Source organism: Streptomyces sp. NPDC034085, assembly GCF_055575555.1.
Map to the genome: position 1 here is coordinate 731,624 of NZ_JBVISL010000003.1, position 22,584 is coordinate 754,207.

A 22,584-nucleotide genomic window follows, 5' to 3' on the forward strand; every position below is an offset into this window, starting at 1 on the left:
GGACCGGCGTCCCACAGGCTCCGCGCCCGCGCATCAGGGGGCTGGGCTGATCGGGGGCAGCGTCGGAGCCATGACCGGGCTCCGAGGCTGCCCCCGTCGAATTGTGAGCGCTAACAAGCAGTAAGCTCAAGACCTTGGAGCACATTCCTGCCCGCAGCATGCGACGGACACTGCATAATGTGAACGCCCACATCGGCATGGCCGCTCGACGAGGAAAGGACGAGAGGTGACCCGGCTCCCAGACGTCTCGCGAGCGCCCACGATGACGGACGTCGCACGCGTGGCAGGCGTGTCCCATCAGACCGTTTCGAGGGTGCTCAGCGACCACCCCAACGTCAGCGCCAAGACCCGGGCCGCGGTGACACAGGTCATCGAGCAGCTGGGGTACCGCCGCAACTCGGCGGCCCGGGCCCTGGCCACCCGCCGGACCCACACCCTGGGCGTCATCGCGGTGAACACCACGCTCCACGGGCCCGCCAGCACCGTGGCGGGGGTGCAGGAGGCGGCTCGCGACCGCGGCTACCTGACCTCCGCCGTCACGCTCCGGACAGCCACGCAGACGGCCCTCGCCGAAGCCATGCAGCACCTCGCCGGCTGGGGCGTGGAGGGGATCGTCGCCGTCACCCCCCAGCGCGCCGCGGTGCGGGCGCTGGCGGCACTGGAAGCGCCGTGCCCGGTGGTCACCGTGGAAGGCGGCCACACCCTGGACCTGCCGGGGGTGTCGCTGGACCAGAACCTCGGCGCCCGCATGATCACGGACCATCTCCTCGCCTCGGGCCACTCCACCGTGTGGCACGTCGCCGGCCCTCCCGACTGGCTGGAGAGCGAGGCCCGCACGCAGGGGTGGGAGGAGGCCCTGCGCGAGGCCGGCGCCGAGGTGCCGCCCCTGCTGCGCGGTGACTGGAGCCCTCTTTCGGGATACCAGGCCGGCCAGCAGCTCGCGGGCCGGGTACGGGCGTCCCGCGGGCGGGGAGCGGGCCTCACCGCGGTGTTCGTCGCCAACGACCAGATGGCCCTCGGTGTCCTGCGGGCCTTGCGGGAAGCGGGCCTGCGCACCCCGGAGGACGTGGCGGTCGCCGGCTTCGACGACATCCCCGAGGCGGAGTTCTTCCCGCCGCCGCTGACGACGATCCGTCAGGACTTCGCGTCCCTCGGCCGGGACAGCATCGGCCTGCTCCTGGACCACATCGAGGGCCGGGCGAAGGAGTCGGCGCACCTGGTGGTGGCCCCCGAGCTCATCGTGCGCGCCAGCACGGCCCGCAGGATCGCTCCCCCCGGCGCATGACCCGCCCCGCCCGGTGCCCGGCCCTCCCCCCGGAGGGCCGGGCACCGGGGCACGCCCCCGGGCGAAGGCGCCGCGGGAGCCGGAGCGGCCGGGGTCAGCCGGTGGCGGGGCGGCGGCCGCTCATCAGGCGTTGCAGCACGATGAACACCAGCAGCAGGGCGCCGATGACGATCCGGGTCCACCAGGAGCTGAGCGTGCCCTGGAAGTTGACCACCGTCTGGATCATGCCGAGGACCAGCACCCCGAGGGCGGTACCCAGCACGAAGCCGGAACCTCCGGTCAGCAGCGTGCCGCCGATCACGGTGGCGGCGATGGCGTCGAGCTCCATGCCGAGGGCGTGCAGGGCGTAACCGGAGAGCGTGTAGAAGGTCAGCAACAGGCCGCCGAGCGCGGAGCACAGACCGCTGATGCCGTACACGGCGAGCTTGGTGGAGCCCGTCGGCAGACCCATCAGGCGGGCGGAGGTCTCGTTGCCGCCCAGCGCGTACACGGTGCGGCCGAAGCGCGTGTGGTGCAGGACGACGAAGGCGGTCACCAGCACGGCCAGGGCGATGACCACCGGGATCGAGACGAACAGGCCCCCCGGGCCGTACAGCCGGGTCTGCGCGATGGCCGCCGTCGCGGGATCGGTGATCGTGAGGGATTCGGTGCTGATCGTGTAGCAGAGCCCGCGGGCGAGGAACATGCCGGCCAGGGTGACGATGAACGGCTGGATCTCGAAGGTGTGGATGATCCAGCCCATCAGCGTCCCGCTCGCGGCGCCGACCAGCAGGACCAGGGGGACGACGGCGGCCAGGGGCCAGCCGTGCGACTCGACCAGCCAGGCTGTGATCATGGTCGAGAGGGCGACCATGGAGCCGATGGACAGGTCGATGCCGCCGGTGAGGACGACGAAGGTCGCCCCGACCGCGACGACCAGCAGGAAGCCGTTGTCGATCAGCAGGTTCAGCACGACCTGGGCGGAGAGGAAGCCTTCGTAGCGCACCGATCCGATCCCGAACACGACGAGCAGCAGCACCGCGGTGACGATCAGCGGGATGCGGGTCCGGGTGCGCGGGGACACGGTCGCGAAGGGGCGGGTGAGGTGCGCGGCGGCGTGTCCGGTGCCCGTGCTCATGCTCGTACCTCCTGCTGCTGCGGGGTGGCGCCCGCCGGGGTGTGGGATCGGGGAGCCCCGCGGCGGCGCATGACCTTGGCCCGGAAGGCGGGGGACTGCACGAGGCAGACGGCGATGACGACGAACGCCTTGAACACGAGGGTGGTTTCGGGCGGGACGCCCAGGGTGTAGACGGTGGTGGACAGGGTCTGGATGATCAGGGCGCCCAGGACGGTTCCGCCGAGGGAGAAGCGCCCGCCGGTCAGAGCGGTGCCCCCGACGACCACGGCGAGGATCGCGTCGAGCTCGATCCACAGGCCGGCGTTGTTGCCGTCGGCACTGGAGACGTTCGAGCTGATCATCAGCCCGGCGACGGCGGCGCACAGCGCGCTGAAGACGTAGACCAGGGCGAGCAGACCACCGGCCCGGATGCCGACCAGGCGGCTGGCGGCGGGGTTGCCGCCGACTGCCTCGATCAGCATGCCGAGCGCACTGCGACGGGTGACGAAGGCGGTGAGCGCGACGAGGACGGCCGCCAGCAGGACGGCGAACGGGAGGGCCAGCCAGTAGCCGCCCCCGATCATCTTGTAGGGGGCGCTGGTCACGGTGATGATCTGGCCGTCCGTGATCAGCTGGGCGACACCGCGGCCCGCGACCATGAGGATCAACGTCGCCACGATGGGCTGCACCCCCAGCCCCGACACCAGGAAGCCGTTGGCCAGGCCCAGCACGAGGGCGACCCCGAGCGCGAGGGCCACAGCAGTGAGCATGGTGGCGACGCTGCCGGGATGCGCGGCGGTGGAGAGGTGCCCGCAGGCGAGCGCGCCGGCGATGGCGACGGTGGAGCCCACCGAGAGGTCGATCCCGCGGGTGGCGATGACCAGGGTCATGCCGAGCGCCACCAGCACGAGGGGCGCGCCGAACCGCAGGATGTCGACGAGGCTGCCGTAGAGGTGGCCGTCGCGTACGCGGACCGAGAAGAAGTCGTGGTGGAACGCGAGGTTGCCGAGGAGCAGGGCGAGCAGGGTGGCCGCGGGCCACAGCAGGCGGTGGCGGACCAGGCGTCTCCCGGTTCCGGCGGCCGTCCCGGACTGGGCGGGCTGGATGGTCATGAGTCCGTTCCGGTGGCGATGGTCGTGAGGAGGCGGTCGGGCGTGACGGTGTGGTCGTTCGTCAGGGTGGCCACCATGCGGTGGTCGCGGAGCACGGCGATGCGGTGGCTCAGGCGCAGGACCTCTTCGAGTTCCGCCGAGATGAACACCACGGCGGTGCCGTCGCCCGCCAGGCGGGCCACAAGTCTCTGGATCTCCGCCTTGGCCCCGATGTCGATGCCCCGGGTGGGTTCGTCGAGGATCAGGAGCCGCGGTGCGGTCAGCAGCCAGCGCGCGAGGAGCACCTTCTGCTGGTTGCCTCCGCTGAGGTGGCGTACCTGCGCTTCGGGGTCGGCGGGGCGGATGTCGAGGGCCTGGATCCACTGCCCCGCCACCTCGTCCTGCCGGGCGCGCGGCAGCGGTCTGGTCCAGCCGCGGGCGGCCTGGAGGGCGAGCACGATGTTCTCGCGGACGGTGAGCTCGCCCACCAGTCCCTCGGACTTGCGGTTCTCGGAACAGAAGGCGATGCCCCGGGCGATGGCGTGGCGGGGGCTGCGCAGGAGCACCTTCTCGCCCTCGACGCGCACTTCTCCGGCGTCCGCGCTGTCCGCGCCGAACAGCAGGCGTGCCGCCTCGGTGCGGCCCGAGCCCAGGAGGCCGGCCAGTCCGACGACCTCGCCGGCGTGTATGTCGAGGTCGTAGGGTTCGATCGAGCCCGTGCGGGTCAGTTGCCGCGCCTGGAGGAACGGGCGGCCGGCCGCCCGTTCGGCCCCTTGCGCGGGACCGCGGTCCGACAGCTGGTCGAGGGTGGCCAGTTCTCCGCCGATCATGCGCTGCACGAGCGTCACCGGAGTGAGCTCGCCGATGGGGTACTCGCCTTCCAGCCGGCCGTTGCGCAGGATGGTGACCCGGTCGCAGAGATCGAAGACCTGGTCGAGGAAGTGGGTGACGAACAGGATGGCCACACCGCGGTCCCGCAGCCGCCGTACCAGGGCGAAGAGCTGGGCCACCTCCTCGCGGTCCAGGCTGGAGGTGGGTTCGTCCAGGACGAGCACCTTCGCCGAGACGTCCACCGCCCGGACGATGGCGACCAGTTGCTGCACCGCCAGGGAGTGCGAGCCGAGCAGGCTGGTGACGTCCAGGTCGAGGTCCAGTTCCGTCAGCAGAGCGGCCGCCCGCCGGCGCGTCGCGGTCCAGTGGACGAGGCCGAACCGGCGCGGTTCGCGCCCGATGAGGATGTTCTCGGCGACCGAGATGTTGGGGCAGAGGTTGACCTCCTGGTAGACGGTGCTGATTCCGGCCCGCTGCGCCTGGAGGGGGTCCCTGAAGGCGTGGGGCCGGCCGTCGACGACGAGGGTGCCGCCGTCGGCGGGGTGGACGCCGGTGAGGACCTTGATCAGGGTCGACTTCCCGGCGCCGTTCTCGCCCATCAGGGCGTGCACCTCGCCCGGGAAGAGCCGCAGGGCGACTCCGTCGAGGGCGAGGACACCCGGGAACCGCTTGCGGATGCCGTGGGCCTCCAGGACCGGCCGCGCGTCGCGGGTGCCCGTGGGCGGCGGGGTGGATGGGGCTTCCATCCGCCCTCCTCTCGTGTGTGGGTCCGCGTCAGTACGTGCGGGACGGCAGCGCGGCCGCGGCCTTGTCCTGCGGGAACACGCCTTCCTGGGTCTCGACCCGGGCCGGCACGCTCTCCCCCGCGACAACCTTCCCGGCCAGCTCCATCAACTGGTCGCCGAGGAGCGGGTTGCACTCCACCACGACGTTGATCTTGCCCTCGGCCATCGCGGTGAAGGCGTCCTTGATCCCGTCCACCGAGATCACCTTGATGTCCGTCCCGGGCTTCTTGCCGGACTCCTCGATGGCCTGGATGGCGCCGAGGGCCATGTCGTCGTTGTGGGCGTAGAGGACGTCGATGTCCTTCTGGGACTTCAGGAACGCCTGCATGACCTCCTTGCCCTTGGCGCGCGTGAAGTCGCCCGTCTGCGAGGCGACGACCTTGAACTTGCCGTCGTCGCGGATGGCCTCGGCGAAGCCGGCCTTGCGGTCGTTGGCGGGTGCGGAGCCCGTGGTGCCCTGGAGCTCGACGATGTTGACCGGACCCTGCTCGTTGGCGTACGCGGCGGTCAGCCACTCCCCCGCGGACCTGCCCTCCTTGACGAAGTCCGAGCCCAGGAAGGTCTTGTAGAGGGAGGTGTCCTTGGTGTCCACGGCGCGGTCGGTGAGGATGACCGGGATGCCGGCGTCCTTGGCCTCCTTCAGCACCGTGTCCCAGCCGGACTCCACGACCGGCGAGAAGGCGATCACATCCACCTTCTGCTGGATGAAGGTGCGGATCGCCTTGATCTGGTTCTCCTGCTTCTGTTGCGCGTCGGAGAACTTGAGCTGGATCCCGGCCTTCTTCGCCGCCTCCTGGACCGACTTGGTGTTGGCGGTGCGCCAACCGCTCTCGGCGCCCACCTGGGCGAAGCCCATGGTGAACGCGCCGCCACCCGCCTTGGCCCTGGAGGACGGGCCCGCGGCGGGGCCGCCGGAGGGGCCCTCGGTCGAGCAGGCGGTCAGCGCCGTGGAGGAGAGAAGCGCGGTGGCGGCGAGGAGGAGAGCTGCTCTGCGGGCCATGAGGGAATCCTTCGGGTCGGATGCGGCTGGGGAGGCGTGCCAGGAGGAACGGGGAGCCGCAGGGAAGGGGGAGCCGTCGCATTGTGAGCGTTAACAAAGACGGTTCTCAACCCCCGTGCAGGCACTACCTCTCCGCGTTACCTGTCCGTTATCGACCTGGGGCGCTCCCCTGAAGCGTCACGCATGCGTTCTTCTCGAACCTCTTGCCTCGCCATATTGTTAGCGCTCACACTGCACGGGGCATCGGGCTCCCCCGCCGCCCCGCCCCTCCTGCGAAAGGCACTCCGTTGACGTCACCCCCTCGCCCCACGCCCGCCTCGCCCTCCGGGGAACCGGAGCAGTACACGGTCGGCGTCGACTTCGGCACGCTGTCGGGCCGCGCGGTGGTGGTGCGCGTCCGCGACGGGCATGAGCTGGCGGCGGCGGTCCACCCGTACCGGCACGGCGTCATCGACCGGCGCCTGCCGCACGGGGGCGCCCGGCTGCCTCCGGACTGGGCCCTGCAACACCCCGAGGACTGGCGGGACGTACTGCGTCACGCCGTGCCGCAGGCCGTGGCGGCGGCCGGGATCGATCCCGCCTCGGTGATCGGCATCGCCACCGACTTCACCGCCTGCACCGTCCTGCCCACCCTCGCCGACGGAACCCCCCTCGCCGAGACGGATCTCGCCGGACGGCCGCACGCGTGGCCCAAGTTGTGGAAGCACCACGCGGCCCAGCCGCATGCCGACCGCATCAACGCGCTCGCCCACGCCCGCGGGGAGAAGTGGATCGCCCGCTACGGCGGCCGGATCTCCGCGGAGTGGCAGTTCGCCAAGGCCCTCCAGGTCCTGGAGGAGGATCCGCTCGTCTACGACACCTGTGAGCGGTGGATCGAAGCCGCCGACTGGATCGTGTGGCAGCTCACCGGAACCGAGTCCCGCAACGCCTGCACCGCCGGATACAAGGGCATCCACCAGGACGGCGCCTACCCGAGCGAGGAGTACCTGGCGGAGCTGAACCCCCGGTTCGCCGACTTCGCACGCACCCGCCTCGCGTTCCCCCTCTCCCCGCTGGGCTCACGCGTCGGCTCCCTCCGCCCCGAGGCGGCGGCGTGGACCGGGCTTCGCGCCGGGATCGCCGTGGCCGCGGGCAACGTCGACGCCCATGTCACCGCGGCGGCCGCCCAGGCCATGGAGGACGGCCGGCTGCTCGCCATCATGGGCACCTCCACCTGCCACGTCGTGAGCGCCTCCGTCCTCGCCGAGGTCCCCGGCATCTGCGGCGTCGTGAACGGCGGGATCGTCGAGGGGACCTACGGCTACGAGGCGGGCCAGAGCGCGGTCGGCGACATCTTCGCCTGGGTCCTGGACCAGGGCGTCCCGTCGGACTACCTCTCCGAGGCCGCCGATCGCGGCGAGGACCTGCACACCCTGCTGACCCGCAAGGCCGCCGCCCAGCCGGTCGGGGCCCACGGACTGGTCGCCCTCGACTGGCTGGGCGGCAACCGGTCGGTCCTCGTCGACCACCGCCTCTCCGGGGTCATCGTGGGTCTGACCCTCGCCACCCGCCCCGAGGACGTCTACCGCGCGCTGCTCGAAGCCACCGCGTTCGGCACCCGCGTCATCGTGGAGGCCCTGGAGAGGGGCGGCGTACCGGTGCACGAGTTCATCGTCGCGGGCGGACTGGCCAAGAACAAACTGCTGATGCAGATCTACTCCGACGTGCTGCGCCGCCCCGTCTCCCTCGCCGCGTCGGACCAGGGGCCCGCCCTCGGGTCCGCCATCCACGCCGCCGTGGCCGCCGGCGCCCACCCCGACGTACGGACGGCCGCCGCCGCGATGGGCCGCCGGCTGCCCGCCGTCTACACGCCCGACGCCTCTCGGGCCGACGCCTACGACGCCCTCTTCGACGCATACCGGCTCCTCCACGACCACTTCGCCGCCGGCGGCCTGCTGCACCGGCTGAGGAGCATCCGCGACACGACCCACCGCACCGGCTGACCCGCCGCGCCGTCCGTCCTCCCCCGTCCGTCCTCCCCGTCCGTCCTCCCCGTCCGCCCGACGCGCCGACGCCGTCGCGGGACACCGCCCTTCAGGAGTCCATGTGCCCAGCCCCACGTCTCCCGCCCAGGAAATCTGGTTCCTCACGGGCAGCCAGCGCCTGTACGGGGAGGAGACGCTGCGCCAGGTCGCCGAACAGTCGCGGCGGATAGCCGCCGCGCTGGCCGACGCCTCCGGCATCCCCGCATGCGTCGTGTGGAAGCCGGTGCTCACCGACGCCGACGCCATCCGCCGGGTGTGCCTCGACGCGAACGCCGAGGACCGGTGCACCGGGCTCATCGCCTGGATGCACACCTTCTCCCCGGCGAAGATGTGGATCGCCGGCCTGGACGCACTGCGCAAGCCGTTGCTCCACCTCCACACCCAGGCGGACACGGCCCTGCCCTGGGACACCATCGACATGGACTTCATGAACCTCAACCAGGCGGCCCACGGCGACCGCGAGTTCGGGTTCGTCCAAACCCGCCTGGGCGTACCCCGCAAGACCGTGGCCGGCCACGTCAGCGACCCGGTGACGCGGGCGCGCGTCGCGGTCTGGGCGCGGGCGGCGGCGGCCCGGTCCGAACTGGCGACCCTCAAGCTCGCCCGCTTCGGCGACAACATGCGCGACGTGGCCGTCACGGAAGGGGACAAGGTCGAGGCCCAGCTGCGCTTCGGCGCCTCCGTCAACACCTACGGCGTCAACGACCTGGTGGAGGTCGTCGACAGCGCGGACGAGAGCGAGGTGACGTCCCTCGTCGAGGAGTACGCGGACCTCTACCGCCTGGCGCCGGAGCTGCGGCCGGGGGGCGAACGGCACGACTCGCTGCGCTACGCGGCCCGCATCGAGGCCGGACTGCGCACCTTCCTCACCTCAGGCGGCTTCAGGGCCTTCACCACCAACTTCGAGGACCTGGGCGGACTGCGCCAGCTGCCCGGCCTCGCGGTCCAGCGGCTCATGGCCCAGGGGTACGGCTTCGGAGGGGAGGGCGACTGGAAGACCGCCGTCCTCCTGCGCGCCCTCAAGGTGGCCGCCGCCGGGCTCCCCGGCGGCACCTCCTTCATGGAGGACTACACCTATGACATGACGCCCGGCGAGGAACTGATCCTCGGCGCGCACATGCTGGAGGTCTGCCCCTCCCTCACCACCGCCAGGCCCAGCTGCGAGATCCACCCCCTCGGCATCGGCGGGCGGGAGGACCCGGTCCGTCTGGTGTTCGACGCCGCTCCCGGCCCGGCGGTCGTGGTCGGTCTCGCCGACCTCGGCGACCGCTTCCGCCTGGTCGCCAACGACGTCGACGTCGTGGCGGCCCCGCACCCGCTGCCCGCCCTGCCCGTCGCCCGCGCGGTCTGGCGGCCCCGCCCCGACCTGCGGACCTCCACCGAATCCTGGCTGACGGCCGGCGGGCCGCACCACACGGTTCTCAGCACCGCCCTGACCTCCGACCACCTCGACGACCTCGCGGAAATGATCCGCCTGGAACTCCTCCTCATCGAGAAGACCACCACCACCCGGCAGTTCCGGCGCGAGCTCCGCTGGAACCAGGCGTACCACCGGCTGGCACGGGGGCTGTGAGGGGGCGCGTGAAGACGGGCGCGTCGCCGCCGGCGCCGGCCACGGCGTCCGGCGGGGGATGTGCCTGACATGACAGAGGTTCTCCTCGCTGCTCGGGGGGGACGGGCAGGGGCAGAGCGGTCGTACACGAGCCGTGCGCCAGTGGGAGCGCTCCCACTGTGCTGACCCGGAATGGCGGCGTCAAGACGCGTGAGGGTGCGAAAGCCTTTCGCCGAAGAATTTCACCGACCCCCTTTTCCTCGGGGTCAGTTGGCGCTACGGTCTGGCCCCAACCAGTGGGAGCGCTTCCACCGATCGGCGCTTCACAAGCGCGGCCTCGCTCTCTTCCCGGTCGCGGCCCGGCCCTTCCCGCCCGCGCACCGGGACGGCCCCACCCCCCGCGGACATGCGTGCACCGGCCCACGCCCCGGCCTGGTTCCGGCGAACGCGCTCCTCCCGTACGAGGCAACGCCCCCCACACCGGCGCCCGGCCTGACGACGGCCTGCGCGCCCCGACCCGAAAGGCACCCCACGACATGAGCCGCGTCATCCCCCGCACCGCGCTACTGGCGGCCCTCGGTCTCGTCACGGCCGCCGGCGCCACCGCCACCGTGTTCGGCACCCCCGCCGGCGCCGCCGCCGCCGGCTGCAAGGTCGAGTACCAGATCACCAACCAGTGGAACAACGGCTTCGGCGCCAACGTGATCGTCACGAACACCGGCGACCCGGTCGCCTCCTGGACCGTGGAGTGGTCCTACGCCAACGGCCAGCAGGTCACCCAGGGCTGGAACGCCGCGATCACCCAGTCGGGGGCGGCCGTGACGGCCAAGAGCCTCTCGTACAACGGGTCGCTGACCACCGGCGGTTCGACGTCGTTCGGGTTAAACGGTTCCCACAACGGCACGAACGCCGTGCCCGCGACGTTCAAGCTCAACGGAGTCACCTGCAACGGTGCCACCGAGCCCCCCACCACGCCGCCGACGACACCGCCCACCACCCCGCCGACCACGCCTCCGCCCTCGGGCGGCAAGGTCGACAACCCCTACGCCGGCGCCAAGGTGTACGTGAATCCCGAGTGGTCCGCCAAGGCGGCCGCCGAGCCGGGCGGCACGAGGGTGTCGAACCAGCCCACCGCCGTCTGGCTGGACCGCATCGCCCTCGTCACGGGCACCAGCGGCAAGATGGGCCTGCGCGACCACCTCGACGCGGCCCTGGCGCAGAAGGGCAGCGGCGAACTCGTCGTCCAGCTGGTGATCTACGACCTGCCCGGACGGGACTGCTCCGCGCTCGCCTCCAACGGCGAGCTGGGCCCGACCGAGATCGACAGGTACAAGACGCAGTTCATCGACCCGATCGCCACGATCCTCGCCGATCCCAAGTACGCCGGTCTGCGGATCGTCACCGCCGTCGAGATCGACTCGCTGCCGAACCTCGTCACCAACGTCTCGGGCCGCCCGACGGCCACGCCCAACTGCGACGTGATGAAGGCCAACGGCAACTACATCAAGGGGGTCGGCTACGCGCTGAACAAGCTGGGCTCGATCGCGAACGTCTACAACTACGTGGACGCGGGCCACCACGGCTGGCTCGGCTGGGACGACAACTTCACCGCCTCCGCGGAGATGTTCAAGCAGGCCGCGACCGCCGAGGGCTCCACGCTCTCCAAGGTGCACGGCTTCATCGTGAACACCGCCAACTTCAGCGCGCTGAAGGAGGACCACTTCAGGATCGAGGACTCGGTCAACGGCACCTCCGTACGCCAGTCCAAGTGGGTCGACTGGAACCGCTACACCGACGAGCTGTCCTACGCCCAGGCCATGCGGGCCAAGGTGGTCTCCCTCGGCTTCGACGCCGGCGTCGGCATGCTCATCGACACCTCCCGCAACGGCTGGGGCGGCACGGCCCGCCCGACCGGACCCGGCGCGACGACCAGCGTGGACTCCTACGTCAACGGCGGCCGCTACGACCGGCGCATCCACCTCGGCAACTGGTGCAACCAGGCGGGAGCCGGGCTCGGCGAACGGCCGCAGGCGGCGCCCGCGGCCGGCATCGACGCCTACGTGTGGATGAAGCCGCCGGGCGAGTCGGACGGGGCCAGCAAGGAGATCCCGAACAACGAGGGCAAGGGCTTCGACCGGATGTGCGACCCCACCTACACGGGCAACGTCCGCAACGGCAACAGCATGTCGGGCGCGCTCCCGGACGCCCCGCTCGCGGGACAGTGGTTCTCCGCCCAGTTCCAGCAGCTCATGAAGAACGCCTACCCGGCTCTGTGACGGACCGCCGGTGAAGACCCCGCAGCCGTACGGATCCCTCCGGATTCCGTACGGCTGCGGGGCGTACCGCGCTCAGGGCCCGGCAGCCTGCGGGGCCCGCTCGGAGCTCCCGCCCTCAGGAGGAATCGCGCACGATGAGCTCGGTGGGCAGGACCCGGCGCCGCTCCTCCCCCGCCGCGGGACCGGCTCCGGCGCCCTCCGCGATCTTCTCCAGCAGCAGCCGGGTCATCGTGCGGCCCATCTCCTCGATGGGCTGGCGCACGCTCGTCAGAGGCGGATCCATCAGACGGGCCACCACCGAGTCGTCGACGCCGACGAGGGCCACGTCCTCGGGGACCCGTCGCCCGGCCTCGCGCAGCACCCCGCGCGCGCCCGCCGCCATGACGTCGGAGGCGGCGAAGACCGCGTCCAGGCCGGGGGCGCGCTCCAGCAGGGCGCGCATCGCCCGTCTGCCGCCCTCCTCGGTGAAGTCCGCGGTCGCCACGAGCGCCTCGTCGGGCGCGATCCCGGCCTCGGCCAGCCCCGCGCGGTAGCCGCCGAGACGGGCGCGGGCCACGTACATGTCGGACGGGCCGCTGATGGTCGCGATCCGGCCGCGGCCCCGGCCCACCAGATGGGCGACGGCGGCGCGTCCGGCGCCGATGTTGTCGGAGTCCACATAGTCGACGGGTTCGGCCTCGGAGCGCCGGCCGTTCATGACGACCGGCAGCCCCAGCCGCGCGATCCGGTCGGGCAGGGGATCGTCCCCGTGGACGGACGCCAGCAGGACGCCGTCGACCCGCTGGGCGGCCAGGTAGTGCTCGAACCGTCGCCGCTCCGCCTCGGTCCGGACCAGGGTCAGCAGCAACTGCTTGTCGGCCTGGGCGAGTTCGGCGCTGACCCCGCGGATCAGGTCCAGGAAGTACGGCTCCGAGAACACCCGGGCCTCGGTCTCCGGGATGACCAGGGCGACCGCGTCGGTCCGGCTGCCGGCCAGCGCCCTGGCGGCCTGGTTGGGTACGTACCCGAGCTCGGCCACCGCGCGGGCGACGGCCTGCCGGGCCTGCTCGCTCACCCTCGGCGAGCCGTTGATCACGCGGGAGACCGTGCCCCGGCCGACGCCGGCCAGGGCCGCGACCTCCTCCAGAGTGGGCCTGCCGTTCCGCCGTCCGCTCACGCCTCTCGCACTCCCCTCGTGCATCGCACTCCGCGTGGGTCCTGATCCCGTGGATCAGGCACGATGATGGACCCCACCGCGCCGCGCGGGGCACCTTACGCCGGTGAACCTTACGCTGGTGACCCCCGTGGGAGCGCTCCCACACTACCCTCGATTTCCCCTCCACGCCACGTCGGCGCCCACCGCGCCTCCGCCCAGGGAATCCGCCCTCCTCTCTTGACACCCGCACCCCTGAGGCAGCAACCTTCCGGCAACGACGTGGGAGCGCTCCCATCCAGGGGTGCGACAACGCCCTTCACCTTTCAGGTCCGCGCGGGCCCTCGCCCGGAGCCGCGAACAGCCCGGCGGGCCCCTGGCGCACAACGAGCACCACCTTGGACGAGGAGAGTGGAATGCGCACTTCCAGCAGCAGACGCGGGCGCGGGCGCCGCACCGCGAGCAACACGCTCGTCGCGGCCGTCGCCCTCGTGACGGGCACGGCCTTGCTCGCCGGCTGCGCGGGCGACGACGGCGCGGACAGCGCGGCCGGCGGCGGGCAGATCACGCTGCGGGTCGGAACCTTCGGTTCCTTCGGCTACGACAACGCCACCGGAGCGAAGCTCTACGCCGAGTACGAGAAGTCCCACCCGCACATCAAGATCGAGGAATCGAACGTCGCGGACGGCCAGAAGTACTGGGACACGCTCAAGCTGCGCCTCTCCCGCGACAGCGGCCTCGCGGACATCCAGGCCCTGGAGGTCGGGTACATCGCCGAGGCGACCGGCCCCGCGATGGCGGGCAAGTGGGTGGACCTGGGCACGACGGGCGGCGCGGACCTCGGCGCGTTCCTCGGCTGGAAGGTCAAGCAGGCCACCACGGCCGACGGCAAGGTCATCGGGCTCGGCACGGACATCGGCCCGATGGCCATCTGCTACAACAAGGACCTCTTCGCCCAGGCCAAGCTGCCGACCGAGCGCTCGGAGGTCGCGAAGCTCTGGGAAGGCGACTGGGCGAAGTTCCTGGCCGCCGGGGAGACGTACAGGAAGAACGCCCCGGCCGGGACGGCCTTCCACGACTCCGCCAGCGGGCTGTTCAACGCCGTGATCTCCAGCGAGCCCGTGCAGTACGCCAACGCCAAGGGCGAGCTGGACTACGAGAACAGCCCGGGCGTGAAGAAGGCGTGGGACACCGCCGTGGCGGCGGCGAAGGGCGAACTGACCGCCAAGCTGCGCCAGTTCGACGAGAAGGGCACGTGGAACGCGGCCTTCAAGAACTCCAGGTTTGCCACCGTCGCCTGTCCCAGCTGGATGACGGGCATCATCAAAGAACAGGCGGGGCCGGAGAACCAGGGGAAGTGGGACATCGCCGCGCCGCCCGTGGCCGGCAACTGGGGCGGCGCCTTCCTCGCCGTGCCGAAGTCGGGCAAGCACGCCAAGGAGGCGGCGGAACTCGCCGCCTGGCTCACCGCTCCCGCCCAGCACGCCAAGGTCTTCGGGGTGAACGGCAACATCCCGTCCTCCAAGGACACCCTCACCTCCCCCACGGTCCAGGAGGCCAAGCTGCCGTACTTCGGTGACACCCCGGTCGGCAGGATCTACTCGCAGGCCGCGGCCGGAATCACACCCGCCCCGATCAGCCGATGGGACGGCCAGGTGAAGACCTTCCTCACCGACAACGGCATCCTCGACATCGAGCAGCGCGGCACCGACCCGGCGAAGGCGTGGGAGAACGTCAGGAAGCTGGTCCAGGACAAGATCGACCGGTAACCGGAGCAGCTCGACGGCCCGCCGCCACCCGCTGCCTCCCCCCGGGTGAGGCGGCCGCCGCTCGACGGCACCGCCGCACCACCGCACGCATCGACCTGGAAGGAAGCCCCCGTGGCCACCTCCGTACGGGCGACGGGCGGCTCCGCCCCGCCCGCCCCACCCGCTCCGGGCGCCGACGCCGCCCCCGGCCCCCGCAGACAGCGGCCCTCCGGCCGGAGCCGCCGGCGCAGCACGCTGTACCGCCTCGACCTGAAGGCGGTCCCCTATCTCCTCGTCGCCCCCTTCTTCCTCACCTTCGCCGCCTTCGGTTTCTTCCCCCTGGTCTACACGGGCTGGCTCTCGCTCCACCGGGTCGAGCTCGGCGGGGTCCCCCAGTGGAAGGGAACGGAGAACTACAGTGCCCTGGCGACCAGCGAGTTCTTCTGGAACGCGCTGGCCAACACCTTCACCATCGGTGTGATCTCGACCGTTCCCCAGCTGCTGATGGCTCTGGGCCTGGCCCATCTGCTCAACTACAAGCTCCGCGGCCGGGCGTTCTTCCGGGTCGCGGTCCTCGCTCCGTACGCCACCTCCATCGCGGCGGCGACGCTCGTCTTCGCCCAGCTCTTCAACACCGACTACGGCCTGATCAACACGGTGCTGGGCTGGGCCGGTTTCGGCGCGGTCGACTGGGAGTCCTCCAAGTGGCCCGCGCAGATCGCGATCTCGGTCATCGTGACGTGGCGCTGGACGGGCTACAACGCGCTCATCTACCTGGCGGCGATGCAGGCCGTATCCCAGGACCTCTACGAGGCCGCGGCTCTGGACGGGGCTTCGCGCTGGCGCCAGTTCCTCAACGTGACCATCCCTTCCATCCGGCCGACGATCCTGTTCACCATCGTCGTCTCGACCATCGGCGCCACGCAGCTGTTCGGCGAGCCGATGCTCTTCGGCGGCAGCGTCGGGATCAGCGGCGGCAGCGGCAACCAGTTCCAGACCCTGAGCCTGCTCATGTACGAGAAGGGCTGGGTGACCGGTGCGCTGGGCCAGGCATCCGCCATCGCCTGGGTCATGCTCCTGCTGCTCCTGCTCGTCGGCGGCCTCCAGGCCCTGGTCTCCCGCTCGCACCGCAACCGCGACCGCGACCGCAGCCGCGCCGACCGCGCGCGTACGAAGGCGGGGAGCTGAACCATGGCCCGCACCCTCCCCACGTCCACCCGCAACGCGCCGCGCGCCGGGCGCCTTCGCCCGTCGGCCGGCCGTCAGCACCACGCGGGACCGCTGACCTACGTCCTTCTCGGCCTGGCCGCCCTGGTCTCCCTCTTCCCCCTCTACTGGAACCTCGTCGCCGCCTCCCACACGGGTGAGCGCGTGGTCAAGGCGCCGGCGCCGCTCCTGCCCGGGCCCCGGCTGTTCGACAACCTCTCCTTCGCCTGGAACCAGGTCGACATGGGCGAGGCACTGGTCAACACGACGGTCGTGGCCGGGCTGGTCGCGCTGTCGACCGTCCTGTTCTCCACCCTGGCCGGATTCGCCTTCGCCAAACTGCCCTTCAGGGGCCGGGGCGCGCTGCTGGCGCTGGTGGTGGCCACCATGACGATCCCGCCGCAGCTCAGCGTGATCCCGCTCTACCAGATCATCACCGGCCTCGGCTGGGTCGATCAGCTCCAGTCGGTCGTCCTGCCCTCGCTGGTGGCCGCGTTCGGGGTGTTCTTCATGCGCCAGTACCTCGTCGAGGCCCTCCCGGTGGAGCTCGTGGAGGCGGCCAGGATGGACGGTGCGCACAGCCTGCGGGTCATCTGGCACGTGGTGTTCCCGGTGGCACGGCCGGCTATGGCGGTCCTCGGGATGCTGGTCTTCGTCCAGGCGTGGAACGACTTCTTCTGGCCGTTCATCGCCCTCACCCCCGACGGCAGTCCGACCCTCCAGGTCGCCCTGGCCGGTCTCGGGGCGGGCAACCACACCGTCGACCAGGCCGTCGTGCTGACCGGTGCGCTCATCTCCACGCTGCCGCTGCTGCTGGTCTTCGCCGTCCTCGGCAAGCACGTCGTGGGCGGCATCACCGCCGGCGCCGTGAAGAACTGACGAACAGCCGTGAAGAACCGACGAACATCCGAATCCGCGTTGGGAGCGCTCCATGACCGTGTCCGAGACCCGGCCGCCCACCACCCCCCGCACCTTCCCGTCCGGCTTCCTGTGGGGCACGGCCACCGCCGCCTACCAGATCGAGGGCGCCGCCCGTGAGGACGGCCGGACCCCGTCCATCTGGGACACCTTCTCGCACACCCCCGGCAAGGTCTTCGGGGGCCACACCGGTGACGTGGCCGTGGACCATTACCACCGTTTCTCCGAGGACGTCCGCCTCATGGCCGAACTCGGCCTGGGGGCCTACCGGTTCTCGGTCTCCTGGTCACGCGTCCAGCCGACCGGCCGGGGCCCGGCCGTCCAGAAGGGCCTGGACTTCTACCGCCGGCTCGTCGACGAACTGCTCGCCGCGGGCATCGAACCGGCGCTCACGCTCTACCACTGGGACCTGCCGCAGGACCTGGAGGACGCGGGCGGCTGGCCGGAGCGGGCGACCGCCGGGCGGTTCGCCGAGTACGCGGGCCTCGTGGCCGATGCCCTCGGGGACCGGGTGAAGCGCTGGACGACGCTCAACGAGCCCTGGTGCAGCGCGTTCCTCGGCTACGGCTCCGGGGTCCACGCCCCGGGCCGGACCGACCCGGTCGCCGCCCTGCGCGCGGCCCACCACCTCAACCTCGGCCACGGCCTCGCCGTCCAGGCGCTGCGGACCTCGCTGCCGGGGGACGCCCAGCTCGCGGTCTCCCTGAACCTCCACGCCGTCCGCCCCCTGACCCCCTCGGACGAGGACGGGGAGGCGGCCCGCCGGATCGACGCCGTCGGCAACCGGATCTGGCTGGGCCCGATGCTGGACGGCGCGTACCCCCGGGACCTGCTCGCGGACACCGCGCACCTGACCGACTGGTCCTTCGTCCGGGACGGCGACACCGCGACGATCCACCAGCCGCTGGACCTCCTCGCCGTGAACTACTACACCCCGACCGTCGTCTCGCACGTCGCGGAGGGCGCCGAGCGGCCGCAGGACGACGGCCACGGCCACAGCGAGCACTCGCCCTGGCCCGGCGCGGACGACGTCGCCTTCCACCGGGCGCCGGGCGAACGCACGGCCATGGGCTGGTCGGTCGACCCGGGCGCGCTCTACGACCTGCTCACCCGCACCGCCGCCCGCTATCCCGGCCTGCCGCTCGTCATCAGCGAGAACGGCGCCGCGTACGAGGACGAGATCGGCCCCGACGGGACGGTCCACGACCCGCGGCGCACCGCCTACGTCCACGCGCACCTCGACGCCGTGCACCGGGCGATCACGGACGGGGCGGACGTACGCGGCTACTTCCTCTGGTCGCTGCTCGACAACTTCGAGTGGGCCCACGGCTACGCCAAGCGCTTCGGCGCCGTCCACGTCGACTACGACACGCTGAAGCGCACTCCCAAGTCGAGCGCGCTCTGGTACTCCGGCGTGGCCCGGACGGGACGGCTGCACGCTCCCGGCGACGCCGCTAGGTCGTGACCGGCGGCTTACTCGGCCCGGTGGACCGGCAGGCGGGCGGGGTCTGCGATGATCCGCTGGACGGTCGACCAGGCCGCGCCCAGGACCGGTCCGCCGCGCCCCAGGTAGGAGGGCCGTACCGCCTCCGGTGCCCAGGGCCGGACGGTGACCCGGGCGGCCAGTTCGGCGCGCAGCGGCGGGAGGAGCCAGTCGGCGAGTTCGGCGTAGGCGCCGCCCAGGACGAGGGCGTCGGGGTCGATCAGGTCGACCGCCGAGGTGAGGGCGAGGCCCAGGGCCCGTCCGGCGCGGTCCAGGGCGCGCAGGGTCGCCGGGTCCCCGGCGCCCGCCCGTCCGGCCAGTACGGCCACCGGGTCCCCGGCGTCGTCCAGCCCGGCCTCGCGCAGGACGGCCCGTTCGCCCGCGTACTGCTCCAGGCAGCCGCGTGCCCCGCAGGGGCAGGGTGCGCCGTCCGGGTGGACGGGCAGGTGGCCGAGTTCGCCCGCGAAGCCACGGGCGCCGCGGAACAGCCGGCCGTCGATGACCAGTGCGGCGCCGATTCCGGCCTCGGCCGAGACGTGGACGAAGGTCTCGGCGGACCGTCCGCGCCGGCGCTGCTCGGCGAGCGCCCCGAGGTTGGCCTCGTTCTCCGGCTCGGGCACGGTGTGGGGGTCGGGCCAGTGGTCGGCGGGGCGGACGTCCCGCCAGCCCAGGTTGGGGGCGTGGGCGACCAGTCCGCCGGGGGCGTTCGGCACCACCCCGGGCACGGCCAGGACGCGGCCCTGGACGCGCAGGCCGAGGGCGGCGGCCTCGGTCTCCGCGTCGGCGCCCAGTGCGGCGGCCTCCGCCAGCACCTGCCCGGCCGGCCGGCCCGCGTTGGCCCGCTGTATCCGCCGCCAGACCCGGGGTTCGCCGCGCAGGTCCACCACGCAGGCGGCGAGATGGGTGACGCCGATCTCCAGGCCGAGGCCCGCGGGGCCCTTGTCGTTCAGGGCCAGGGCCCGCCCGGGGCGGCCGACGCGTCCGCTGGGCGCGGTCTGCGTCTCGATCAGTGCGGCGCGGCCGATGAGTTCGTCGGCCAGGGAGGAGACGGCCGGCCTGGTCAGGCCCGTGTGTCCGGCGATGTCGGCCCGGGAGAGCCGGCCGTGCGCGGCGACCGCGCCGATCACCGCCGCGAGGTTCTGCCGGCGCATCCCCTGCTGTGAGGCGGGCGCGGTCTCCACATTCCCGCCCGCTCTGCCGTTGGCCGTCATGGTCCCGGCCTCCTATCGTCCGTCCGGCGGGACCTGTTGCAGGGCCCGTGCCCGCCGCAGCGTACGGGTGATCCGTTCGAGCGCGTCGTCGTCGCGGGGGACGGGTTCGAGCATCCGGCCCTCCGCGGTCCGCCAGCGCCGGGCGACGGCGTCGGCGGGCTCACCGGTGAGCAGGGCGGCGGCTTGGGCGGCGGCCCCGAGCGCGACGAGTTCCCGGGCCTCGGGTACCTGGACGGCCCGGCCGGACAGCCGCAGGACCGTACGCTGCCAGGCCCTGCCCCTGGCTCCGCCGCCGATCAGCAGCAGGGGTTCGTCCGCGGCGGGGTCCTCGCCGCCGGCCCGCAGGACGGCGTCCAGGGCCGCGAGCAGGGCGTGGGCGGCGCCGTCGTAGGCGGCCTGGAGCAGTCGGCCCGGGGTCGTGTCGTGGCGCAGGCCGTGGACCAGGCCGGAGGCGTCCGGGAGGTCGGGGGTGCGCTCGCCGTCCAGGTAGGGGAGCACCACCACCGTGCCGCCTTCCTCGACGTCCTCGCGGTCGCGGCCGAGGAGGGTGGCGAAGCGGTCGACGGCCAGGGTGCAGTTGAGGGTGCAGGCGAGCGGCAGCCAGCCGCCGAGGGCGTCGGCGAAGCCGGCGACGGCCCTGTCGGGGCCGGTGGGCCGGCTGCGGCCGACGGCGTAGACGGTGCCCGAGGTGCCCAGGCTCAGCACCGGACGGCCGGGGCTCAGGCCGAGCCCGAGTGCGGCGGCCATGTTGTCCCCGGTCCCGGTGGCCACGGGCGTGCCCTCGCGCAGGGGCGTTCCGGCGCGGGCCCGGCCCGCCCGGGCGCCGGGCGGGAGGACCTCGGGAAGCAGTGCGCAGGGCAGCCCGATCCGGGCGAGGACCTCCTGGTCGTAGCCGTCGGGGCCCCACCATCCGGTGCCGGAGGCGTCACCGCGGTCCGTCACCGCCTCACCGGTCAGCCGTTCCGTGAGGAAGTCGTGGGGGAGCCGGACGGCGGCGACGCGGTCGGCGGTGGCCGGCTCGTGGGCGCGCAGCCAGGCCCACTTGGCGGAGGTGAAGGCGGCCGTCGGGACGCTGCCGGTGCGGCGGGCCAGTTCCGCGGGGCCGAAGGCGGCCGCGAGCGCGGTGGCCTGCGGGGCGGAGCGGACGTCGTTCCACAGCAGGGCCGGGCGCAGGGGCCGGCCAGCCCGGTCGAGGGTGACCAGGCCGTGCTGCTGGCCGGCGATCGAGCAGGCCGCGGCGCGGTCGGCCCAGCCGGTGGCCGCCATCGCCTCGCCGAGCGCCCGCCACCAGTGCTCGGGGTCGCTCTCGCGCCCGGGGCCCGCGCTGACGGCGTGCGCGGCGCGGCCCTCCCCCAGGACGGCGCCGGTCTCCAGGTCGACGGCGAGTGCCTTGGTGGACTGGGTCGAGCTGTCGACACCGATCACGACACGCTGAGCGGACATGGTCCCTCCGATGGGGTTCCTCCTTGCGTCCCGGCATACTAATTTGTTTTTCGCCCTTACAAACAGCCCCCGGCCCGATGCGGAGCCCCCCATGACCAGTGACCCGCTCGTCCCCACCCCCGCGCACAAGTTCACCTTCGGCCTGTGGACCGTCGGCTGGCAGGGGCGGGACCCCTTCGGCGACCCGACCCGGGCGGCCCTCGACCCCGTCGAGAGCGTGCACCGGCTGGCCGACCTCGGCGCCTACGGCGTCACGTTCCACGACGACGACCTGATCCCCTTCGCCGCCGGCGAGGCCGCCCGCGAGCAGGCGGTCAAACGCTTCCGCACCGCCCTCGACGCGGCGGGGCTGAAGGTGCCGATGGCCACCACGAACCTCTTCACCCACCCGGTCTTCAAGGACGGCGCCTTCACCGCCAACGACCGCGACGTGCGCCGGTACGCGCTGCGCAAGACGATCCGCAACATCGACCTGGCGGTGGAGCTCGGCGCCACGGTCTACGTCGCCTGGGGCGGGCGCGAGGGCGCGGAGTCCGGCGCGGCCAAGGACGTGCGCGCCGCCCTCGACCGGTTGAAGGAGGCCTTCGACCTGCTGGGCGAGTACGTCGACGAGCAGGGCTACGACCTGCGCTTCGCGATCGAACCCAAGCCGAACGAGCCGCGCGGCGACATGCTCCTGCCCACCATCGGCCACGCCCTGGCGTTCATCGACGCACTGGAGCGGCCCGAGCGGGTGGGGGTCAACCCGGAGGCCGGCCACGAGCAGATGGCCGGACTGAACTTCCCGCACGGCATCGCCCAGGCCCTGTGGCACGGCAAGCTGTTCCACATCGACCTCAACGGCCAGACCGGCGTCAAGTACGACCAGGACCTGCGCTTCGGTGCGGGCGACCTGCGTCAGGCCTTCTGGCTGGTCGACCTGTTGGAGTCGGCGGGCTACGAGGGGCCGCGCCACTTCGACTTCAAGCCGCCGCGCACGGAGGACTCCGCCGGCGTGTGGGCGTCCGCGGCGGCCTGCATGCGCAACTACCTGCTCCTGGCGCAGCGTTCCCGCGCCTTCCGGTCCGATCCGGAGGTCCGGGCGGCGCTCGCCGCTTCCCGGCTGCCCGAACTCGCCGTCCCCACGGCCGAGGACGGCCTGGCCGGGCTCCTGGCCGACCGGTCGGCCTTCGACGGGTTCGACGCCGAGGCCGCCTCCCGCCGCGGCATGGCCTTCGAACAGCTGGACCAGCTCGCCCTCGAACACCTCCTCGGCGCCCGCTGACCGGAAGCGGGTGGACTTTTCCCACCGAAGAGCCATGTTAGCGCTAACAATTACCTCCCAGAAAGGACCTCTCGCCCGAGATCGGCGGGTCCGGACGCACCCGACCCGCTGATGCTCCCGGAAGACTGCGACCCCCAGCACCGCCGTTGACCGACGTTGATCCGAACAGACCCTTGACGGCGTTCTTGTGAGCGTTAACACTCAGGATCGCCAGGCCAGGCCGCTCCCCACCCCGGCGC

At 72.3% G+C, this 22,584-nt stretch carries 16 protein-coding genes; 9 read left to right on the plus strand and 7 right to left on the minus strand.

The features are described 5' to 3' along the window. Positions 1–262 precede the first annotated feature (262 nt). Positions 263–1,285: a LacI family DNA-binding transcriptional regulator gene (locus tag ACZ501_RS13640; protein ID WP_468795070.1), complete on the plus strand. Its 1,023-nt coding sequence runs from the start codon at positions 263–265 to the stop codon at positions 1,283–1,285. A gap of 94 nt (positions 1,286–1,379) precedes the next feature. Here ACZ501_RS13640 and yjfF read toward each other — a convergent pair whose 3' ends face one another. The 4 genes from yjfF to ACZ501_RS13660 are packed head-to-tail and all read right to left on the minus strand — an operon-like array spanning position 1,380 to position 6,088. Continuing rightward, entirely contained in the window at positions 1,380–2,402 is a 1,023-nt protein-coding gene (yjfF, locus tag ACZ501_RS13645; protein ID WP_468795073.1) for a galactofuranose ABC transporter, permease protein YjfF, read from the minus strand. Beyond that, positions 2,399–3,493, minus strand: a complete 1,095-nt coding sequence (locus tag ACZ501_RS13650) for an ABC transporter permease (RefSeq protein ID WP_361597261.1) — start codon at positions 3,491–3,493, stop codon at positions 2,399–2,401. Before ACZ501_RS13650 ends, yjfF begins: the two co-directional genes overlap by 4 nt. Further along, positions 3,490–5,049 carry a sugar ABC transporter ATP-binding protein gene (locus ACZ501_RS13655; protein WP_468795076.1) on the minus strand — a complete coding sequence of 520 codons (1,560 nt, stop codon included), beginning with the start codon at positions 5,047–5,049 and terminating at the stop codon, positions 3,490–3,492. Before ACZ501_RS13655 ends, ACZ501_RS13650 begins: the two co-directional genes overlap by 4 nt. A 28-nt stretch (positions 5,050–5,077) precedes the next feature. After that, positions 5,078–6,088, minus strand: coding sequence for an ABC transporter substrate-binding protein (locus ACZ501_RS13660; protein WP_468795079.1), 1,011 nt, complete (start codon positions 6,086–6,088; stop codon positions 5,078–5,080). A gap of 287 nt (positions 6,089–6,375) precedes the next feature. On the opposite strand from ACZ501_RS13660, the gene araB reads away from it, so the two are divergent. The 3 genes from araB to ACZ501_RS13675 all read left to right on the plus strand — a co-directional run bounded on the left by araB (position 6,376) and on the right by ACZ501_RS13675 (position 11,940). Further along, positions 6,376–8,070 (plus strand): ribulokinase, encoded by a 1,695-nt coding sequence (araB, locus tag ACZ501_RS13665; RefSeq protein WP_468795082.1) that lies wholly within the window; start codon positions 6,376–6,378, stop codon positions 8,068–8,070. A 103-nt stretch (positions 8,071–8,173) separates the two neighbouring features. Beyond that, complete coding sequence (gene araA, locus ACZ501_RS13670; protein WP_468795085.1) at positions 8,174–9,685, plus strand: L-arabinose isomerase; 1,512 nt, start codon at positions 8,174–8,176, stop codon at positions 9,683–9,685. Between the two features lie 515 nt (positions 9,686–10,200). Next, positions 10,201–11,940 carry a glycoside hydrolase family 6 protein gene (locus tag ACZ501_RS13675; RefSeq protein WP_468795088.1) on the plus strand — a complete coding sequence of 580 codons (1,740 nt, stop codon included), beginning with the start codon at positions 10,201–10,203 and terminating at the stop codon, positions 11,938–11,940. A 115-nt stretch (positions 11,941–12,055) separates the two neighbouring features. Here the strand turns inward: ACZ501_RS13675 and ACZ501_RS13680 are convergent, their stop codons facing one another. Next, on the minus strand, positions 12,056–13,120 hold the full coding sequence (locus ACZ501_RS13680) for a LacI family DNA-binding transcriptional regulator (protein WP_361597279.1): 1,065 nt from the start codon (positions 13,118–13,120) through the stop codon (positions 12,056–12,058). A 368-nt stretch (positions 13,121–13,488) separates the two neighbouring features. Here ACZ501_RS13680 and ACZ501_RS13685 point away from each other — a divergent pair, with 368 nt between their 5' ends. The 4 genes from ACZ501_RS13685 (at position 13,489) to ACZ501_RS13700 (ending at position 18,409) form a co-directional block, all read left to right on the plus strand. Next, positions 13,489–14,841: an ABC transporter substrate-binding protein gene (locus tag ACZ501_RS13685; protein ID WP_468795091.1), complete on the plus strand. Its 1,353-nt coding sequence runs from the start codon at positions 13,489–13,491 to the stop codon at positions 14,839–14,841. A 111-nt stretch (positions 14,842–14,952) separates the two neighbouring features. Further along, positions 14,953–16,008 (plus strand): carbohydrate ABC transporter permease, encoded by a 1,056-nt coding sequence (locus ACZ501_RS13690; protein ID WP_468795094.1) that lies wholly within the window; start codon positions 14,953–14,955, stop codon positions 16,006–16,008. Positions 16,009–16,011: 3 nt separating this feature from the next. Beyond that, a complete protein-coding gene (locus ACZ501_RS13695) occupies positions 16,012–16,905 on the plus strand; it encodes a carbohydrate ABC transporter permease (RefSeq protein WP_361597288.1) in 894 nt (297 codons plus the stop codon). A 52-nt stretch (positions 16,906–16,957) separates the two neighbouring features. Then, entirely contained in the window at positions 16,958–18,409 is a 1,452-nt protein-coding gene (locus ACZ501_RS13700; protein WP_361597291.1) for a GH1 family beta-glucosidase, read from the plus strand. Between the two features lie 8 nt (positions 18,410–18,417). On the opposite strand, the gene ACZ501_RS13705 is transcribed toward ACZ501_RS13700, so the two are convergent. Both ACZ501_RS13705 and xylB read right to left on the minus strand, forming a co-directional pair. Beyond that, positions 18,418–19,638 (minus strand): ROK family protein, encoded by a 1,221-nt coding sequence (locus ACZ501_RS13705; protein WP_468795097.1) that lies wholly within the window; start codon positions 19,636–19,638, stop codon positions 18,418–18,420. Positions 19,639–19,650: 12 nt separating this feature from the next. Further along, positions 19,651–21,081 carry a xylulokinase gene (xylB, locus tag ACZ501_RS13710; RefSeq protein ID WP_468795100.1) on the minus strand — a complete coding sequence of 477 codons (1,431 nt, stop codon included), beginning with the start codon at positions 21,079–21,081 and terminating at the stop codon, positions 19,651–19,653. A 91-nt stretch (positions 21,082–21,172) separates the two neighbouring features. Here xylB and xylA point away from each other — a divergent pair, with 91 nt between their 5' ends. Next, a complete protein-coding gene (gene xylA / locus ACZ501_RS13715; protein WP_468795103.1) occupies positions 21,173–22,345 on the plus strand; it encodes a xylose isomerase in 1,173 nt (390 codons plus the stop codon). Positions 22,346–22,584: the final 239 nt, after the last annotated feature.

Coding starts and splice junctions, on each gene's coding strand:
- ACZ501_RS13640 (WP_468795070.1), top strand. CDS start 263: ATGACGGACGTCGCACGCGTGGCAGGCGTGTCCCATCAGACCGTTTCG.
- yjfF (WP_468795073.1), bottom strand. CDS start 2,402: ATGAGCACGGGCACCGGACACGCCGCCGCGCACCTCACCCGCCCCTTC.
- ACZ501_RS13650 (WP_361597261.1), bottom strand. CDS start 3,493: ATGACCATCCAGCCCGCCCAGTCCGGGACGGCCGCCGGAACCGGGAGA.
- ACZ501_RS13655 (WP_468795076.1), bottom strand. CDS start 5,049: ATGGAAGCCCCATCCACCCCGCCGCCCACGGGCACCCGCGACGCGCGG.
- ACZ501_RS13660 (WP_468795079.1), bottom strand. CDS start 6,088: ATGGCCCGCAGAGCAGCTCTCCTCCTCGCCGCCACCGCGCTTCTCTCC.
- ACZ501_RS13675 (WP_468795088.1), top strand. CDS start 10,201: ATGAGCCGCGTCATCCCCCGCACCGCGCTACTGGCGGCCCTCGGTCTC.
- ACZ501_RS13680 (WP_361597279.1), bottom strand. CDS start 13,120: ATGCACGAGGGGAGTGCGAGAGGCGTGAGCGGACGGCGGAACGGCAGG.
- ACZ501_RS13685 (WP_468795091.1), top strand. CDS start 13,489: ATGCGCACTTCCAGCAGCAGACGCGGGCGCGGGCGCCGCACCGCGAGC.
- ACZ501_RS13695 (WP_361597288.1), top strand. CDS start 16,012: ATGGCCCGCACCCTCCCCACGTCCACCCGCAACGCGCCGCGCGCCGGG.
- ACZ501_RS13700 (WP_361597291.1), top strand. CDS start 16,958: ATGACCGTGTCCGAGACCCGGCCGCCCACCACCCCCCGCACCTTCCCG.
- ACZ501_RS13705 (WP_468795097.1), bottom strand. CDS start 19,638: ATGACGGCCAACGGCAGAGCGGGCGGGAATGTGGAGACCGCGCCCGCC.
- xylB (WP_468795100.1), bottom strand. CDS start 21,081: ATGTCCGCTCAGCGTGTCGTGATCGGTGTCGACAGCTCGACCCAGTCC.
- xylA (WP_468795103.1), top strand. CDS start 21,173: ATGACCAGTGACCCGCTCGTCCCCACCCCCGCGCACAAGTTCACCTTC.